14 protein-coding genes are annotated in these 19040 nt (G+C 65.1%); 7 read left to right on the top strand and 7 right to left on the bottom strand.

The annotated features are described in order from the left end of the window. Positions 1–37 precede the first annotated feature (37 nt). Entirely contained in the window at positions 38–2515 is a 2478-nt protein-coding gene (locus ABFX56_RS15560; RefSeq protein WP_346234276.1) for a phosphatidylglycerol lysyltransferase domain-containing protein, read from the bottom strand. Next, the gene (locus ABFX56_RS15555; protein ID WP_346234275.1) at positions 2512–3834 is read right to left on the bottom strand and encodes an alpha/beta hydrolase; all 1323 of its coding nucleotides are present in this window, start codon (positions 3832–3834) and stop codon (positions 2512–2514) included. The genes ABFX56_RS15560 and ABFX56_RS15555 overlap by 4 nt, the downstream gene beginning before the upstream one ends. A gap of 87 nt (positions 3835–3921) precedes the next feature. On the opposite strand from ABFX56_RS15555, the gene ABFX56_RS15550 reads away from it, so the two are divergent. Further along, a complete protein-coding gene (locus tag ABFX56_RS15550; RefSeq protein ID WP_346234274.1) occupies positions 3922–5154 on the top strand; it encodes an MFS transporter in 1233 nt (410 codons plus the stop codon). Between the two features lie 61 nt (positions 5155–5215). Here the strand turns inward: ABFX56_RS15550 and ABFX56_RS15545 are convergent, their stop codons facing one another. From ABFX56_RS15545 to ABFX56_RS15535, 3 genes are all read right to left on the bottom strand, one after another. Beyond that, entirely contained in the window at positions 5216–6334 is a 1119-nt protein-coding gene (locus ABFX56_RS15545; protein WP_346234273.1) for a hypothetical protein, read from the bottom strand. Position 6335: 1 nt separating this feature from the next. Then, entirely contained in the window at positions 6336–6875 is a 540-nt protein-coding gene (locus tag ABFX56_RS15540; protein ID WP_346234272.1) for a UGSC family (seleno)protein, read from the bottom strand. Between the two features lie 165 nt (positions 6876–7040). Further along, positions 7041–7301 (bottom strand): hypothetical protein, encoded by a 261-nt coding sequence (locus ABFX56_RS15535; RefSeq protein WP_346234271.1) that lies wholly within the window; start codon positions 7299–7301, stop codon positions 7041–7043. Between the two features lie 454 nt (positions 7302–7755). Between ABFX56_RS15535 and ABFX56_RS15530 the strand changes: the two genes are divergently transcribed. From ABFX56_RS15530 to ABFX56_RS15515, 4 genes are all read left to right on the top strand, one after another. Then, positions 7756–8658 (top strand): NADP-dependent oxidoreductase, encoded by a 903-nt coding sequence (locus tag ABFX56_RS15530; protein WP_346234270.1) that lies wholly within the window; start codon positions 7756–7758, stop codon positions 8656–8658. 44 nt (positions 8659–8702) lie between these two features. Next, positions 8703–9347 carry a dihydrofolate reductase family protein gene (locus ABFX56_RS15525; protein ID WP_346234269.1) on the top strand — a complete coding sequence of 215 codons (645 nt, stop codon included), beginning with the start codon at positions 8703–8705 and terminating at the stop codon, positions 9345–9347. A gap of 167 nt (positions 9348–9514) precedes the next feature. Continuing rightward, a complete protein-coding gene (locus tag ABFX56_RS15520) occupies positions 9515–10534 on the top strand; it encodes an alpha/beta fold hydrolase (protein ID WP_346234268.1) in 1020 nt (339 codons plus the stop codon). A gap of 62 nt (positions 10535–10596) precedes the next feature. Further along, on the top strand, positions 10597–11676 hold the full coding sequence (locus ABFX56_RS15515; protein ID WP_460870243.1) for a DNA polymerase IV: 1080 nt from the start codon (positions 10597–10599) through the stop codon (positions 11674–11676). Between the two features lie 44 nt (positions 11677–11720). On the opposite strand, the gene ABFX56_RS15510 is transcribed toward ABFX56_RS15515, so the two are convergent. Continuing rightward, a complete protein-coding gene (locus ABFX56_RS15510; protein ID WP_346234267.1) occupies positions 11721–14324 on the bottom strand; it encodes an AMP-binding protein in 2604 nt (867 codons plus the stop codon). A 373-nt stretch (positions 14325–14697) separates the two neighbouring features. Next, on the bottom strand, positions 14698–16743 hold the full coding sequence (locus ABFX56_RS15505) for a leucine-rich repeat protein (RefSeq protein WP_346234266.1): 2046 nt from the start codon (positions 16741–16743) through the stop codon (positions 14698–14700). Positions 16744–16885: 142 nt separating this feature from the next. On the opposite strand from ABFX56_RS15505, the gene ABFX56_RS15500 reads away from it, so the two are divergent. Beyond that, positions 16886–17686 carry an N-formylglutamate amidohydrolase gene (locus ABFX56_RS15500; protein ID WP_346234265.1) on the top strand — a complete coding sequence of 267 codons (801 nt, stop codon included), beginning with the start codon at positions 16886–16888 and terminating at the stop codon, positions 17684–17686. Then, entirely contained in the window at positions 17683–18999 is a 1317-nt protein-coding gene (locus ABFX56_RS15495) for a tyrosine/phenylalanine carboxypeptidase domain-containing protein (RefSeq protein WP_346234264.1), read from the top strand. Before ABFX56_RS15500 ends, ABFX56_RS15495 begins: the two co-directional genes overlap by 4 nt. Positions 19000–19040: the final 41 nt, after the last annotated feature.

Genomic DNA, 19040 nt, shown 5'->3' with positions numbered 1-19040 from the left:
TTGTGTACCTGTATTACCGCAGCTGGCGAAGGACGCCCTATCTCAGGTTGCGCATGAAGCGCAGTGTCGCGCTCATCGACATGGTCGGCAGATAGGCGCGAGCGATAGCTGTGCCGATGGCCGGCAGGGTGAACGGGTCGGCGTATGCCATGAACAGCGGCCGGTACTCCGGTTGAAACTTCTGTTTGAACCGCAGGAGTGACTGGAATCCATACACCGGCTCCAAAGCTGCCCCAATAAAGGCGAGCAATCGTGTCATTCCATTGTCGCGGTCGTTGGAGGGCCGTCCCTCTTGCGCGAGTGGGACGGCCGACAGGCTCATGAACTCGATCTCGCGGGTCTGCATGTGAATCACGGAGGACGCGATGAGAAATTCCATGACACCACTCATGCTCTCGGGGCGGCGGCGCATGAAGTCGAGCGTCCATCCGATGACCTCGCCGTTTCGGTAGCATGGCATCCAGCTGGTGACCGCTTCGATCCAATCGTCCGGGCCGACCGCGAGCATGATGGCTACGTCGCGGTCTTTCAGCTCGTCCAGCCCGCCGAGCGTGAAACCGAGTTCGGGGAGGCCTTTTTCTGCCACCCACTGCTCCGAGATCTCCTCGATCTGACTCGACATGTGCAACGGCAGCCTGGTATAACTCGTCCATTCGGCCCGGATGCCGCTGCGCTCAGCCCGATTGATGGAGCTTCGGATGTCTTGCCATTTGCGGCCCTTCATGGACCACGTCGCCGGTCTTAACACGGTCTCTTCTCCGACCACCATCACGCTCCACCCCATTGCGGCGAAGATGTGCCTGAACTCCTCGTGGACACTGTAGAACACCGGGATCCATCCGTTGTCGTCGCAGAACGTCGCGAACTGCCGCACGGTGGCATCCCTCCGGTCCACGGTGCACAACGGTTCCGAGGTCGTGATGGCGACGCCGTTCACGACCCGATACGCCACCGCAGCTGCGCCGTCGTCGGTGAACCACCAGCGATTGCCGGACCAGGTGGTCATGAATCCGAGGGAGCCGCCGCCGGCGCGCTCCAACAGATCCCGGGCGCGGTCCCGGTCTTCGGCCCGGCTGTGGTCGAACACCGATGCCGTCAGTGCGATCGCGCCGATAAGAACTACCAGCCAGAACGCCGGGCCGATCCACTGGTACAACAGCCGTGGGATCGTGCCTGTCGGCACGAACTGGATCCGTTCCACACCGAGGAAGCCGACCGGCACGAATCGTTGCGGCAGATCGGTGATCAATTCATCGATCGAAATTCCGGGTCGGAACTGATCCCGGGTGAGCGACCCGAGCACGAGATACACGCTCGACAACAGTGCGAACGCGCCGGCGACTGCCAGAAGATAGTTCACCACGAGCCGGCGGGCGACCGACACGGTGAGGTGACGGATGTTCGCGAAAATGAGTAATGCCACGACGAACGGGACGAGCACCGAGACGACCAATTCGATGGTCGCCTCCAGCGGGCCACGCGAACTCACCACCGCGAACGGCATGCCGGACAGCCGGATGAAGCCATAGAAGTAGCCGGCCAATACCGCCAGCAGGAGATTGACGCCGATCGCCAGCCACGCGGCGAAGCGCTTGCCCTGCAGGATGCCCCACGCGGCGATCAGTAGGACCAGCAGGGGCAGGAGGGTCAGCAACACGGGACCCGGTCCGTCCAACCGGGCAAGCGCAATATCGCGCAGACACGTGTTGGTGCGCAGGTCGAGCCGGCACTGCTGGGTGACGGTCCCAAGCCGCGGCAACACGTCCCGGAAGAGCAGGCCGAGCGAATGCAGCGGCCCGAATTTGGCGCGCGAGAACACCGTGATCAGCGGACCGACCGCGGTGATGACCAGCACGGCGGCGAGAAGGCCGCGGGTCTCGCTGTGGGAACTGCGCTGCCATCGCAACTGCGGTTTTCCCGGTGACATCAGCACGCCGAGCAGGAACCCCACCAGCGCGCCGAGGAGTCGGAAAAGGTCCCCCGGCTGGCCGGAGTACAGCAGGAACATGATCAGGATCGAGAAGCCGAGCACGCGGATCCGGCGACGCCACAGCGGTCCGGCGAAGGCGCTGCCTGCCATGACGGCCCCAGCGATCGGAGTGAACGGGTCCAGCGTGGTCAAGTCCCTGACACCCATCGACCAGAGTTCGTGAAAGTCCAGGCCCAGGGCTTGCAGCCCGATCCCGGCCGCGGCCCCAACCACCGCACTCACCAGGTACACGATCAGGGTGCGCCACCAGCCCATCAACCGCTCGGCGAGGCCGACCAGGATCACAATGCCGACGGCGACGACGATCAGCTCACCGATCCCCCTGACCAGAAAGACCGAGGTGATCGGCGAAAAATAATTGTGGTGCTCCAGGAACGGATCCAGTCCGGTGCCGAACTGCTCTCGAACCCGTGGCAGCGGGCCTCGGGCGAACCCGCCGGTCGCTATGGCAACGGCGACGGTGAGGCCTGCCAACCCGAGGGCCACCGGAATCCGTCGCAGGTACCGCAGAACAATGTCGATCATGACCGGGCAAGTCCGAACTTCGCGCAGAGGATGCGCATGCCGGCTGCCAGCACATACGACGCGGTGTGCCAATCATGGCCGGTGCCGGGCGCGACGATGAACGTGGTGGTCATTCCCGCGGTCGCGGCCGCCTTCGCCACCTGGCGTGCCCAGGCGGTGTAACGAGCATCCGTCTGACCGACCCCGAATATTGCGGTCATGTCTGCGTACGGTGCATGGGCAGCGAGGATGTTCACCGGTTTCGCGCGCTGGTATGCGGCAGCGTTCCCGCCGAAACCGACCGCGATGGTGTGCTGTGGACTGCCGTTGCGGGGCACGAGTTCGCCGGACACGTCCAGGATGGCGCCGAACAGCTCTGGATGCGCTGCCCCCAGTTGAATGGCACAGGTGCCCCCTTGCGAGAATCCGCCGATAGCCCAGGATGCGGCACCCGGCAGCACGTGCAGGTGGCTCCGGATCCACGCCGGAACGTCGACGGTCAGGTACTCGGCCGAGTTGCCCAGGCGAGAATCCACGCACATCGGATTAGCGAACGGCGTTCCCAATTGGTCCGGGGCGATCACGATAGGGGCCAAGCCGTTGTGGGCCCGCTGGAAGGCCTCGAGCATCGGGTGCAGATTCGCCGATTGGAAGTCGTTCATCGGTTGCCCGGGTTGACCGGATAAGACGATCACCACCGGAAGTGGCGGCGCGTCCGCTACCAGTGCCGCCGGAGGAAGGTACAGCACGGCTTGCCGAGCAGGAAACTTCGAAACCACCCCTGGGATGCTCACGGCACCCAGCCGCCCACTCGCCGGCATATTCGCTGGTGGCTTCCAGGATTGCCACAGCGGCCGGGCCTCCGGCAACGGTGCCCGTGAAGCGGCTGGTTTCGGAGGCAACGCGATCGGTCGAATCTGCGTCGAGAAGACGGCCCGCAGGGAGTGATACTGACCAATGTCGGCATTGATGCCCAGCAAGCCGGCGACGAGGACCGACACCACCGTGACCGCCGCGGTGACCTTGGTCCACCAGCGGGTGCGCCAGAACGCATTGATTGCCACCGCGATTCCGGCCAAAGTGGCGCAGCCCCAGGCTCGTGTTCCGGCAGACACCGGCGCCCCGAAGGTGTTCCAGACATCCGCGATCAACCACGACAGCACCAGCCCGGTGGCCGCGCCGAGGACTGCCGCGGCGCTGGTCCGCACAACCCAGACGCGCCTGCTCCCGAGCAGGCCGAACACTCCGCTCGCCGCGAGGATGACCAGTGCCGCGGCGATTCCGTAGACGACGTACAGCATCGGGCCCGCCAGGATATCGACGTCCAACAGCGACACCATCCACGATCTCCCCGAGTTGTCCGGATCTGATTATGCGCCTCATCGCCGCAAACTAGCGTGCGGGCCCAACCAATAGAGTTGGACAGCGTGAGCCGACCTGAACCATCGACCCAGATCCCGGTGTGGCGCGAGCCTGGAATGCCGGCGCTGCTGGCACTCACCGCTGCCGGGTTCGCCGGCTATGCGGCCCTGCTGCCGGTATCGCCGCTGTGGGCCGTGTATGGCGGTTCCGATGAAGCCGGGGCGGGGCTTGTCAACGGGATCCTGCTGCTCGCCACCATACTGACGCAGCCGTTTGTGCCGTGGTTACTACGCCGATTCGGCACCGGTCGGATCCTCGCGGCCGGCCTGGTGTTCATGGGCGCACCATCGCTGTTGCACTTGGTGTCCGACCAACTCGACTGGATACTGCTGCTCTCCGTGCTGCGTGGCCTCGGATTCGGAGTTCTCACCGTCACCGGGTCCACCGCGGTCGCCCACCTGGTTCCGCCGTCACGTCACGGGGCCGCGATCGGCGCGTATGGCGCAGCAATCGCCATCCCACAAGTTGTCCTGCTCCCCGCGGGGCCCTGGCTCGTCGACACGGTCGGCTATTGGATAGTGTTCGCGCTCGGTGCCCTATCGATCCTCGGTGTTGTTGCCGCCCCCCGGCTCTCCCGTGCACTGCGCGATCGGGAAGCGGAGCAGCAACGTCGTGATGGCGACAGCACTGACGGCGATGGCGTGGAGCGACCCGCGTCATCCGGCGACGGGCCGCGGCGACGGCTCGCCATTCGGCTGGCGCGCCCCACGCTGCTCCTGGTCGGCGTGACACTCGCGGGTGGGGCGCTCATCACGTTTGCCCCGCAGATGAGTTCCTCACCGCTGGCGACGGCGGGTGGGCTGGTGCTGCTGACGGTGACCGCCGCGGTCAGCCGGTGGCGTATTGGAACCCTCGCCGATCGGCACGGCATTGCCCGGTTTCTGTGGCCGCTGGTGCTGCTCACCGTCATCGGGCTCGGGCTCACGGCGCTCGCCGTGCAGAACCGGGGTGACACGCAGGTGTTCCTGTTCCTGGGCGCCATGGCTCTCGTCGGTGTTGCCTACGGCGGGCTGCAAAACCTCACGCTGCTGCTCGCGCTGGCGGTCGCACGCCGACCTGAATACGGCGCGGCGAGCGCCGTGTGGAACGTGGGATTCGATGCGGGAATGGGGATCGGGTCGGTGCTCGTCGGGGCGATCGCGACCGGGTTCTCGTTCCCGGTCGCTCTTCTCGTGGCCGCCGCCATTTCGCTGGCGACGCTTCCGCTCACCATCACACGCGGCCGGAAAGTTCCCTAGACCGGCGTCCTCGCACGTCGGCTACTGGCGCGACGAGAGTGACGCGCTGACGCCGTACTGACTACTTCGCGGCTTCGATCTTGCTGTACGAAAACGGCAATTCCCGCGGCGGGTTGAGAGTGAAGATTTCGACCACGGCGGACACACCCGCGTTGTTGGCTCCGGCGACCATGACCTGGATGGAGGTCGGGTGGCTGAGCACGCGAATGGTGTCCGGCTCGTCGGAGGCGCTGGCGGTATCGGGCATGGAGTCGGGGTGGCTCGAGGGTAGCCGCCACCGGGTCTTGTGCGAGAGCGCATCCTTGCCCACGGCCACCAGTTCCGAGCGAGACCGCGTCGCCTGTTCGAAGACGAAGTTGCGCAGGTCATCCTTGCTCCAGCCCGCCGAGGCAAAGAGCTCGGCGTGCTCAGGCACCAGCACCAGTAGCGCACTCGTGTACTCATGGATGAGGGCGCCGGTACGACGGATGGTGTCGGCAAAATCTAGGGCGAGCTGCTCTGGATCCGAGGTGTGGCGCGCTTCGATGTGCATCACCGACCGGATCACATAGGCCGTCACGACGCTCTCCGACGCATCGAACCCGTATTCGGTGTGCAGCGGCGCCCACGGGCTCTGCTCCTCGTTCTCCGCGATGCACGACGAGTACTTCGCGGGGGTGCCCTGCGTCGCCTGGTCGAGTTTGTGCGGACGCAGGCCGAACACGTTGATGCACCCGAGCCGGATCGCCCGACCGATGGTGGCGTTCGCCCGGAAACCGGAGCCGAAGATGTTGCCCTGGCTGTTGAGTTCGATCTCGCCTCGAATGGGACCGTTCACGACCAGGAAGGGGGCGGTACCCGTGGTGCTCTGCCAGATACCGCGCACCGGATGCGGCTCCTTGGCGATCGCCTCCCATGCTGCGACCACGACCGGGAAGTACTCCGGCTTGCAGCCCGCCATCGCCGCGTTGATCGCGGCGAGCCGAACGGTGAGCTGGCGATTGAGGTGGGTGATCGTGAAGAGGGCCTCGTCTGGATCGCGGTCGACCGTGGCCAGGAACCGGGCTACATACCCCTCGGTGACCGGTACTACCGGAAGTCCGTCGGTCCACTCCTTGTCCCAGTAGTACTCCAGAACCTCGCGAAACTGGTCGGCCTCGGCCTCGGGCAGTACCGCTTCATTCACCGTCGTCGTTGTCATCTCAGCCTTCCACACCCAGAATCCGCAGTACTTCGGGCAGCGCAGTCAGCGCGCGCTCGCGCACCTCACCGGCGCTCAGGCTGGCAAACGGGTGCTCCACCGCGTAGAAGTCGAACCCGGGAAACCGCTGCACTGCGGCCATCGCTTGGCCCGACATCAGAAATGAATCCGAGGTGATGCTCACCGTCGGCATGCCGGCCCGCTCCAGCAGAATGCCGTCGGCCACGGTGGCCGCACTGCACGAGCCACAGTCCCCCACCCCGGTCACAACGACATCGCACTCATTGACGATCTGCTCGAGCAGCGGCTGCTTAAGGGGGGTGCCGAAGTAGTCCTTCGTATACAGCCGCGCTTCACCGGCGCTGTAGTGCTCCTGAAGCTCCTTCGCGATCTCGTTGAGCAGCATCGTCGCGTTGGGCTTGGTGTTGTCGAGAAGACCGATCCTCAATCCCTTGAGACTCACGGGTCGGGGAGAAAGTGTACTGTCCGTCGCCTGATCTTCCATTCCTGTCGGATCAAGCAGCATCTCCTGAATTGCCATCTCGGCATGCCCTTTCGTCGTGGCCGGAAGCTGTGCCGTCAGTATGGCATGCGGGTAATTGGCTCCCCCAGCGAAGTTCCGTTAGATGGAAAGGCACCTGCTCAGGGGCGCGGAGACCGCGCGCATGGTAGATCCGCCGCCGCAGATTTCTGTTCGGGACGGACGCTAGTGCGCATTCCCCGCAGGCAAGACCACGTGGTCAAGCGAATACGGCGTCGGCTCCAGAGCGTTCGACATGATCTGCTCCATCACGGCAAGCGGGACCAGGCAGTCAGCACACGCATCCTCACCCGCCGCGATCTCGACGACGATTCGCTCATCGCCGGCGTCCGACCAACTCAGCAGGTAGCCATCCGACGCGAGCATCTCGCGAAACTTCGCGAGCGCGTCATCGATGGTTGTGGTGCTGTCAATCGAGTCCGTCATCGGGATCTCCTTTCAATCATCCGCGTTCTTGCCCCTTCGCTCGGTAGATGAGGTGTCTGCGGGGCGAGCCGAACAGGTCCGACGGAGTGTGGGAGGTCGCATCGCTTCGTCCACCTTTCATATCAGTGATGTCCGCAGATTTCCAGAGCAGCGCGGCAGCTGTCGCTGACACGAAGCGACGTTCGACGCTTCGCGCTCTCGCGCGGCGGGAACAATCCGGCTAATCTGACGGGCATGGCCCAGGCAGGCCCGCGCGCACGCGCTGGATCGGGACGACCGTGTTCCTTAGGTTCTGCACCGGGCGTGGTCGCGGCGCCGTTCCGTGGATCACCTCCGGCTGGCGTTCGGACGACTGGGGTGTGGCGGCTGGCGCAACGTCCGGAGGTGGTGGCCGAAGCCCACGCCGTGGCGGGGCTGACGTGACAGGGTGAGGTGCATTATGAAGGCGATTGTGGTGACAGACAAGGCCGCGGGAGCAGCCGGGATGATGCTGGAGGGTCGTCCGGAGCCGGCGGCGGCGATCAACGACGTCCTCGTCGAAGTACACGCCTCGGGATTCGTTCCGACGGAGGTGGGATGGCCGTCCACCTGGACCGATCGTGCCAACCATGGCCGAGCGCCGTCGATCCTCGGACACGAGCTGGCCGGAGAAGTTGTTGCCCTCGGTTACGGCACGACCGGTCTCTCGGTGGGGCAGCGGGTGTTCGGCCTCTCGGACTGGCATCGTGACGGCACCCTGGCGGAGTATGTGGCGATCGAGGCGCGCAACCTCGCGCCGCTCCCCGGTGACGTCGACTTCATCGTGGGCGCGAGCCTGCCGATCTCGGGCCTCACTGCCTGGCAGGGTCTGTTCCAGCACGGCCACCTCCAGGCGGGGCAGACCGTCCTCGCGCACGGCGCGGCTGGCGCGGTCGGGACGATGGTCACGCAACTCGCGCGCGAAGCCGGCGCCTACGTCATCGGCACCGGGCGCGCCGCCGATCGTCAGAAGGCCCTCGACTTCGGCGCGCACGAGTTCGTCGACCTCGCGGGCGACACCCTCGAAGACGTCGGCGCAGTCGACCTGGTCTTCGACGTCATCGGTGGAGACATTCAGAAGAGATCCGCGAGCTTGATCCGGGCCGGAGGAACGCTGGTGACCATCACCGGGCCGGCCGAGGCACGGCCCGTAAACGGCCTGGCCGTTGATTTCGTCGTGGAGTCCGATCGTGCTCAACTTGGTGAGATCGTGCAGCGGGTGCGCGACGGACGCCTGCGGACGAACATCGGCCACGTCGCGACACTCGATGACGCCGTCGTTGCCCTCAACCCGACCGAGCGACGCACCGGGAAGACGATCATTCACATCCGCCCATGACGGCACGGCATCCGGCCGATGCGCCACACCGAAGGAGACCTGACATGCCCCGCGTTCGTCTCGATCTGTTCGCCTCGCTGGACGGCTACACGCCGGCCGACCCGACGCCCGAAAATCCCATGGGCACAGACTGGGAGCGTCTCACGGCGGCGTATGCCGCGACCCGCACGTTCCGGGAACGTGTCTTCGGCGACACCAGCGGTAAGGGCACGACCGGCATCGACGACCGGTACGCCGTCGCGTTCTTCGAGGGCATCGGCGCCGAGATCATGGGCGCCGGGATGTTCGGCCTGCACTCGTTTCCCGACGATCCCGACTGGAAGGGCTGGTGGGGTGACCAGCCGCCGTTCGGCACCCCGGTCTACGTGCTCACCCACACCGCCCCGCGTCCGTCGATCCCGATGCGGGGCGGTACCACCTTCCACTTCCGCAGCGCCGGCATCGAGGATGTGCTCGCCGAGGCGACCCAGGCGGCGAGCGGCCGGGACGTGCGCGTCGGCGGCGGTGTCGGCACCGCACGCGACTTCCTGCGCGCTGGCCTGGTCGACCAGCTGCATGTCATGGTCGCCCCGATTCTCCTTGGTCAGGGCAACCGGCTGTGGGACGACCTGGCCGGCCTCGACTTCACCCACACGGTGACGACGGAAGTGGCCGAGAGCGGCACCATCCACGTCACCTTCACCCGATAGGACGGGAGCCTGAGGTTCGCCAATTCTGTCGGCTGACTTCGAACCCCGCGTCAACTAATGCTTGACTCATATACCCCCAGGGGTATACATGGAGTACTCCTTCTCGAGTGTGCCGCGTTGTGGCAGGTCTGACCTCATCCGAACATCCCAGAGTCTGGAAATATCCCATGCCACAAGTCAGTCCTCAGCGTTCACGGCCGGCACCAGAAGGACCACCCGAAAAGCGCCGCCGGCCAGCCCACCGCGGGCTCAAGGTCACTGGTGTCATCGTTCTCACCGCTCTGGCGGTAACACTCGCATCCACAGCGGCCAATTCCTTCCTCGAACAACAGGAGAAAGGGAGTACAGCAGCGTACGGCCAGTTGGTTGAGGTTGCCGGCGGCGCGATGAACGTCTACCGGTCCGGGGACCGCACCGGACAGCCTCTGGTCTTGCTCAGCGGGCTTGGCACCATCGCGCCGGCACTGGACTTCGCGCCTCTGATCCGGGAACTCGACACCTACGACGTCATCGTCGTCGAGGGATTCGGATACGGGTACAGCGACATGACCGCCCGCGAACGGACCGTGGAAAACATCAGCGACGAGCTGCACCAGGTGCTCGCCTCACTCGAGGTCGACGGACCTTACGTTTTGATCGGGCACTCGATCGCCGGCTTTTACACACTCGACTACGCCAACCGGTACCCGAGCGAAGTAACCGCAGTGATCGGCATCGATCCCACAGTGCCCGCCGCCCAAGCCGACACGGCATCCTTTACCGGCGGTGGTATCAATGTCGAAAAAATAATTGCCACGATCGGGTTGGTCAGAGCCGTGGTGTCGGTTGCGCCAACCCTGGCGGACCCGTCGAGCCACGACTTCACTCCGGCCGAACTTGAACAGATGCGCCTCATGACAATCTGGAACTACGGCAACTCAGCGGTCGCCGACGAAACCGCTCGAATGGGCAGCAACGCCGCGGCGCTCAACGGTGTGACCTATCCCGACGACCTGCCCGTTCTGAACTTCCTCTCCACCGATAGCATCGCGACCATTCCCAACTGGCTTAAGGCTCACGAGAACCAACTGGCAAACGTCCGCCACCACGAGATCATCCAACTCGAGGGCCCGCACTACCTCCACTGGACACAAGCGAAGACCTTGGCCACGAAGATCACCGAGTTCGTACGGGAAACCGCTCCGTAAGCGATATTGAACAACCCCGCTTCGGCCTTTGCGCGGCGCGGTCCGGGCGGCAGACTGGTCGCGTGGACCAAGGGCGGAACTCCTGGGTGCTGCACGTCGACCTCGACCAGTTCATCGCGGCCGTGGAAGTGCTGCGGCGCCCCGAGCTCGCCGGCAAACCGGTGATCGTCGGCGGTCGAGGCGATCCCACTGAGCGGGCCGTGGTGTCCACCGCGTCGTACGAGGCCCGGGAGTTCGGCGTCGGATCCGGTATGCCGCTGCGCATCGCCGCACGCAAGGCTCCGGATGCGGTGATCCTGCCAGTGGACGCCGAGGCCTACACCGCCGCATCCGAAGAGGTCATGGCAACTCTCCGCGCCCAACCTGACGCGACCGTGCAAGTACTCGGCTGGGACGAAGCGTTCGTCGGCGTGCAGACGGACGATCCAGAAGGCTATGCCCGGCGGGTGCAGCAGGCCGTCCTGGATCGGACCGAACTGCACTGCAGCGTCGGAATCGGCGACACGCTGGTCCGCGCCAAGGTCGCGACGGGATTCGGCAAACCTCGCGGGGTGTTTCGACTCACGGTAGACAATTGGCTGGAAGTCATGGGTGACCGGCCGACGATTGCGTTATGGGGCGTCGGAACGAAGATCTCGCGTCGGCTTGCCGAGTGCGGCATCACCACCGTCGCCGAGCTTGCCGCCGCCGAGCCGGACAGCCTGGTTGCCCAGTTCGGACCGAGAATGGGTCCCTGGTACATCCAACTCGGGCGGGGCGAGGGCGCCCGTGTGGTGGATGACACGCCGTGGGTGGCGCGCGGGCACAGCAGGGAGACGACGTTCCAGCACGACTTGACCGAGCCGGCTCAGGTCGAGCAGGCGGTACGCGACCTGGCTGAGCGGGTGCTGGCGGATGTCACCGCCGAGGGCCGGCCCGTGGTCGGGCTGACTCTGAAGGTGCGCTACGCGCCGTTCGTCACCAGGGTCCTCACCAAACGGGTCGCTGAGACCTTCGACCGAGAGACCGTGCTCGCCGGGATTCTGGCACTGATCGGCAGGATTGAACCCGGCCGGCCCATCCGGCTGCTGGGGCTGCGGGCCGAGATGCCGATGCCGGAGGATGCGCGGGAGGGGCACACTCCAACGCGCAGCGGCTGGTGACTTCTGAGCGAGGAAGGCACCGCACTAACGGCGCAGAACAATCCTCACAGGTCTTCCATCGCCGGTAGCAACACGGCTGCAAGCTCGTTGACGAACGGTGCTCGCAGCATGGTGAGGTGGTCGCCGGCGACGGTTGCCTGGGTCGGTGGGGGTGTGATGTGGCGGGCCCAGTCGACACGCGGGCTATCGACTTCGGTTGCCACCACATCGATGATTCGAGTGTCGTCTTGGGTCATCGGGAAGATTCGGTAGCGCGCGCTTATCGTCTCGCCGAGGCGCCAGTAGGCGACGAAGCGATCTTTGCGGAAGGCTCGCCAGAAGCCGAGGTAGGGCCAGCGCTGCCAGGCCAGTCGTCGTAGCGTTTGGCGGAGCCGGCTTGCGCGGGCTTGATCGGCCGCGGAGGGCGCGCTCGGCATGATGCGCTGCATTTCTACCTGGGATACCAGTGCGGTGCTGTCGACGACATCGAGCAGGGCGAGCAGGGCAACCGAGTGCCCGGCACTGCGCAGTCGGCGAACAACGTCGTAGGCGATAATGCCGCCAAGGGAGAAACCCGCCACGAGGTAGGGGCCGTGTGGTTGAACCGACTGCATGGCTTTGATGTACCGCTTGGAGATGCGAGCGATCGAGGTTTCAGGCAGCAGGCCCCATTCCAGGCCGGGCGCCTGTAGCCCATACACCGGCCGGTCGGCGGCGATCAGTTGCGCGAGTTCGCGGAACTGGATACCGAGGCCGGAGGCGCCGGCGATCACGAACAACGGGGCTGCATCGCCGCCCTTGGCTAGTTCGATCATGACACCGCGTTGGAGATTGCTGGGGGCGTGCCGGGGCAGCGCGGCTAGCGCCGCCACGGTCGGGTTCTGCAGGAAGTCGGCGGAGGTGATGGTCCGGTTGGCATCCGTGTCGAGGGCCGACACCAGCTCCTCGACGGCGAGCGAGTCAGCGCCGAGCTGAATGAGGTCTTCGTGCGGTCCGATGTCGCTCACGCCCAGCACCCGTTCACAGATGCTGGCGATAAACCCTTCAAACGGGGTCATGATGCGGATGTCGGCGTCGTCGGACGCACGCGCGGGTGCCGGTAACGCCAACCTGTCGATCTTGCCGTTAGGGTTGCGCGGTAACTCGGTGAGCTCAATGATCACCGGGGGCACCATGTATCCGGGCAGGTCGGTGCGCAGCCGACGACGCAGAGCCGCTCCGGAAATCCACCGCCGGGGATCCGGTACGACATAGGCGACAAGCTGGTTAACGCCCTCGACCCGGGTCGGCACACCCACGACGACACATTCACGTATCTCGTTTTCGGACATGAGATGACGTTCCACCTCGGCGGGCTCGACCAGGTATCCGCGGATTTTGACCATGTGGTCGCGGCGGCCGACGTATTCGAGCAGTCCGTCGCCGGGCCGGATCCGGGCCAGGTCGCCGGAATGATAGACGCGTAGCCCGTCGGCACGAGTGCGAAAACGCGCGGCGGTACCCTCCGGATTGCGCCAGTAACCGCGCGAACAGCGGCTTCCAACGGTGACGATCTCGCCCGGTGTGCCCGCGGCGACGGGGCGGCCGTCGTGGTCAAGCAGTTGCAGCTCTTTGCCCGGGAACAGGTGCCCAGCCGGTACAGCGCCGCTGCCCAGTGGCATGTCCGCCGTCACTGGAAACCAGGTCAAGGTCCAGGCCTCGGACGATCCGGACAGGGCGATCAGCTCGCAGTCAGCTGTCGTGCATCCCCGCAGCAACTCGACGTCGTGCCATTGGACCGGTTCACCACCGACTACCACCCGACGCAAGTCGGGCAGGTGTAGGCCCCGGTCGATGGCGCACGCCGCCACACTGCGCAGAGCGTGCGGCGTGCCGTTCAGTACGGTGATCCGCTCCGTCGCGAGCCAATCAGTCATGGCTTCGACCCCGCGGCGGCGCAGATCGAACAGGTGGGTGGGGCAGCCATGCACGAGGTTGTCGAACAGGTTGAAAAAGCCGAGGAAGAAGCTGAGCGGATTGACGATGCCCACCCGATCGCTCTGGCCAAGGTCCACGCTTACGGGGTTCTCGACCAGTTCCTCGGCCAGCGCACGCCCCTCGATGACAACTCCTTTCGGAACACCGGTCGAGCCCGACGTAAACCCGATTGCTGCGAGCGCCTCGTAATCGATAATCTGCGGATCAAGCAGCGGGCCACTCGGCAGCCGCTCAATTGAAATGACCACACCCAAGTCACACTCAAGAGAATTCGCCAACTCGCGATACTGAGGGGCCACGAAAGTGGCGACCGGTGTGGCGAGACCAATGATCTCAGCGATGCGGGCGCTCGGCGTAGTCGTGTCCACAAAGACGAACGGCCGACCAGCTCGTCGCGTCGCTACCGCCGCCACCACCGCGTCCTGGTCGTGGCCGGCGATCACGATCACCGGTTCCTCCCCCGGAGCGACCCTGTCAGCAAGCTGCCTGCCGAGCCGTCCCGACCACGTGTCGAGATCTCGCCACGACAACGAGACACCGCCGTGCGTGCACACAGCGCATTCGTCGCCCCGAACGCTGGCCCAATATCGCACCGCGGCCGCAAACGGTGCCGGTGCCGGACCATAGCCAGCGGGGATAAATTCGCTATACAGCTGTCCTGCATCCGGCTGCTCAGCCAAGTTGATCACCATTTACGGCCTCCTGCATACGGGTTAGGACAGGCGCACGACAAGCGATGTAATTGATTTCTCGGTTACGAGTCGTGAGCATAAGCCAACCCAGATTCGCTGACAAGGGCCAGCGAAACTCGCCTTTCTGGAGATGCGCACTGCTGCGCAGGGCAAAACGGAATCGTTCCCTTTCAACTGGTGACAGCACTCATCAGGAGAGTCTGAATGCGGTGTGAGTGCTAACCCCGCATTCCAGGTTCAGATGTCGGCAACGCTACGCTGGAAAACGCTGGTTTCGAAGAAGGTTGGCCACCATCATGGTGGAACGTTCCCTGACGGACGATCAGTTCATAACACTGACGCGACGACCGGTGTCAGCTGGCGAGCGTCCGGCCTAGGACACGGCACCCCGTCGACGACGACGGCTGGTGAAGATCAGGGCCGAACCGAGGAGGAGAAGCAGAAGCGCGCCCCCGATGAGCCCGTCGGTCGGCGTGTCGACGCCCGTGGCGGCAAGAGTCGAATGCGGCCCCTGGGTGGAGAGATAACCGAGTGTCCCGGTGCCCGTGACGGTGATGTACACCACCTTGGTGATCGTGGACCCATCCGGTGCCGTCCCTGTGAGGGTGATGGTGTGGGCTCCAGCAGGAATGCTGGCCGGGAGCAAGAACGTGTCAGTGAACGTTCCGGTGCTACTGGCTGTCCCCGAAGCGACAGTGATCGGGGTGGAGTGCAACACCACAGACCACGCTGAGTTCGCGAGCAGCCCGGTTCCGCTGACGGCAACTGGGGCGTTACCGATCGGCGATCCGACGGCCAGGTGAAGGTTCAGGGTGAGGACAGGTGCGGCATCCACCGGTTCGTCAACCAGTGGCGGGATGACCACCGGCGGTGTGACCACAGGAGGCACGGTCACCGACCACTGCGCGTACAGCGTGGTGTCCGCGCCGATCCGGCTGGTGAAGTCCCACGCGCTCCCGCCGGATGCTGCCGTGAACCAGCCGGCGAAGGAGTGGCCGGCCCAGGTCGGGTCGGCCGGCCGGGGCGCAGTGCCGTCAGCGTTCACACCTACCGGAGCCGGGGCGGTGCTGCCCCCAGTCGTGTCGAAGGAGACGGTCGCGATCGCATACGTGGCGTAGACGTCCGAGGTCCCGGCGGGTGTCCACGTCGGGAAGGTGAACCCTCCAGCGACAGCGGAAGAACTGTATTGCGGGAGGTACGACACGAGCACACCCGGGAAGGTACCCAAGGCCGTCAAACCCACCGTCGTTGGCACCGCGCCCAAGAAATGCACCGCCGAAATGTCGGTCTCGTCGAACGCGTAGTTTCCAATGCTGGTGACACTGCTGGGAATGGTCAACGACCCGATCAAACCACTGTTGTAGAACGCGTGGGCGCCGATGGTGGTGACACCATCTGGTATCGTCACCGACCCCAACATGTTGCCGTCGAACGCGTGGTCACCGATGCTGGTGACGCTGTCCGGGATGACCACCGACGTCAAGTCGTTGTGCGCGAACGTGTACTCGCCGATGCCGGTGACGCCGCTCGGAATGACCACCGACGTCAAACTGTTGAACCCAAACGCCGTCCCGCCGATGCTGGTGACGCTATCCGGGAGGATCACCGACGTCAAGTCGTTACTTGAGAACGCACCGAATCCAATGCTGGTGACGCTATCCGGGATGGTCACGGACGTCAAACTGTTGAACGCAAATGCATATCCGCCGATGTTGGTGATGCTGGTCGGGATGGTCAGCGACGTCAAATGGTTATTCTGGAACGCACCCTCCCCGATGCTGGTGATACTGTCCGGGATGCTCACCGACGTCAGCTTGTTGGTGTCGAAGGCAAAATCCCCGAGGCTGGTGACGCTGTCCGGGATGGTGACCGAAGTCAGAGCGCTGTAGTTGAACGCAGCCTGCCCGATGCTGGTGACGCTGTTCGGGATGGTCACCGACGTCAAGTTGGTGAAGGAGAACGCAGCCTCTCCGATGCTAGTCACGCTGCTCGGGATGGTCACCGACGCCAGATTCCTGCTGGAATAAAACGCATGATCGCCAATGCTCGTGACGCTGTTCGGGATGGTCACCGCTGTCAAGTTGCTGCCTTGGAACGCCGCATCCCCGATGCTCGTGACGCTGTTGGGGATGGTCACCGATGTCACACTGGTGCCATCGAACGGACCGCCCATGATGCTGGTGACATCGTACGTGGTGCCGTTGATGGTCACCGCCGCAGGAATAGAAACAGCGGTTGCACTGCCCGTATAGTCGATCACGGATGCCCCGGCGGCAACGTTTCCGTCGTCAGCCTCGTACGTGATGCCGTTCGAATCCGTGACTCCCACCGGCGCGGCGGATGCAGCCGGAACTGCTCCGAAGAACAACAGGAGTGCCGCAAAACTGACGACGGCCAATGGCTTTTTCCCCTTATGCATGACGTTCACCCTACTGTGCCCCACGGCAGCGTTTCGATTTCCTGCTGTTCTTTCAACTCGTGTCGAGTCCGCCTTGATCCGCCCGCAGGCGTCGACGGCCAGCCTTCATGTACCTCCCATATGCGGTGGTAATAATGTCCCAATGCGTAAACCTGAGCATCCCCCGTTCGAGTTTCTCGGCAGCTGGGATCGACAATTCGTCGCCACCGCTATCCACGATGGGCACGACGTGCGCCCCGACTTCGCTGCGGAGCTGATTCTTCCCGAGCCGGACCGACTGCGGGAGGAGGACCCGCACACTGCCGAGATCGGGGCCCTCATCCCCGCCCGTGTCGTCGTGCATCGGTCCCGATTCGAGGTGGACCTGAATCGCGAGCGCGACGAGGCTGTCTACCGTTCCGCGGAGGAGGCGTGGGGTCTGGACGTGATCCGCAATCCTCCGCTCGCCGGCTCCCTCGTCGCCGGCTCCCTCGCCGTCTACGACGCCTTCTATGCCGAGCTCGGCATATACCTGGACGCGGTCGCTGAACGCGGACCGTTCGTGGTGTTCGACATCCACTCCTATAACCACCGACGTGACGGAGCTGACGCCGCGGCGGGCCCGGACGAGGAGAACCCCGAGGTCAACGTGGGCACGGGCTCGTTGGATGCCCGGTTCGCCCCTGTGGTGAACACGTTCATGGAGGCGCTGCGGGGCGCCGAGACCTCGACCGGCGCTCTGGACGTGCGTGAGAACATCCGCTTCCGTGGTCGACAGCTCGCGGCCTGGACGCACGCCCGGTACCCGGGCCGCGGTATCGTGCTCGCGCTCGAGTTCAAGAAGACCTTCATGGATGAGTGGACCGGAGAGGTCGACCGCGACAGAATCGACGAACTCGCCCGCGCGCTGGCCGGCACCATCCCGGCGGTCGAGGAATCGCTGCGCGCGGTGGTGACGTCGTGAGCGCCGGCCGGGAGACCCACGGCAGCAGCGCGGATGCGCCTGACGCCGTCGACCCCGCACGCCCGCGGTCCGGCGCCTCCCCGGTCCCCTCAGCCGACGCCGTCGAGCCGCCGGCCCGCCCGCACGATGCCGCCGCCCCGGAGACGAGCGCCATCGACGTGGGTGTTCTCTCCCCCGAGGACCTCGCCGCGGACCATGCCATGGCCACCCTGGCGGGAAGCGTGCGGTTTCTGCTGGAAATGACCCCCGTGAACGCCGACGACGTTCGTGCGACGTTCCTCGCGCACCCGGAGGTCGACCCGGTGTTCCAGTACCGCACACTGGACGTTGACCCCAACGTGCTGGATGCGCAGGTGGCCGCGCTGCCGCTCGACAACGTCGCTGACGCCACCCTTGCCGCGTTGCTGCGCAACCGGCAGCGGGAGATGTCGCTGCGGATCGAGATGCTGCGGGCGCGCGACACGCCAGACTTCCTGCAGTTGTCGATCGCCCAATACGGCGCGGTGCACCCCGGGCTGGTGAGCCGCGCCGAAGACTTGCTGCGCCGACTGCCGAGCGGCCGGCTCGAGTACGACTCCGTCAACGCAGAGACGTTTCTGGCTGCAGCGCAGGCGGAAATCGACTACTACCGATCGATCGACCCGGACGTCGGGATCCACGCCGAGATTCGCGACGACATCTCCGGCGTGCTCGTTGATGGCAACATGCTGCTCATCTCCAACAACGCCGCGGTGGCCGCCCCCCGCGTTAACGCGCTCCTGCAGCACGAGGTGGGCACCCACCTGGTGACCCAGGTGAACGGCATGGCGCAGCCGATCCGGATGCTGGGCTCGGGCCTCGCCCACTACGACGAGACGCAGGAAGGCCTCGCTGTGCTGGCGGAGATCGCGTGCGGCGGGCTCACCGCCACCCGGCTGCGCCAGCTCGCCGCGAGGGTGATTGCCGTGCAGTCGCTGGTGGGCGGCGCGACTTTCGTCGAGACGCATCGCCTGCTCACCGGTCACGGTCTGCCCGCAGGAAGCGCCTACGGCGTCGCGATGCGGGTGTACCGGGCCGGCGGCTTCACCAAAGATGCGATCTACCTGCGCGGACTGCTCGCGTTGCTGCGGCACGTGGCCGACGGCGGCGTGTTGGACTTGTTCTTCCTCGGCAAGTTCTCGCTGGAGGATTTGCCCCTCGTGGAGGATCTCGCCGCGCGCGGATTGCTCGCCGCGGCGCGGGTCATGCCCCGGTACCTCTCCGACCCGGAGGCCGCCGCCAGGCTGCAGAATGCCGCCCGCACGGAAGACCTGGTGACACTCGTCAACGCGTAACGCCCGACGCCGCAGCTCATACTCCCCTCCCCCAACCGCCC

Origin of the sequence: Parafrigoribacterium mesophilum (assembly GCF_039652555.1) — a bacterium.
Classification (GTDB): domain Bacteria; phylum Actinomycetota; class Actinomycetes; order Actinomycetales; family Microbacteriaceae; genus Parafrigoribacterium; species Parafrigoribacterium mesophilum.
Note: the sequence above shows the minus strand (reverse complement) of the source record. Positions and strands in the feature narration are given on the sequence as shown.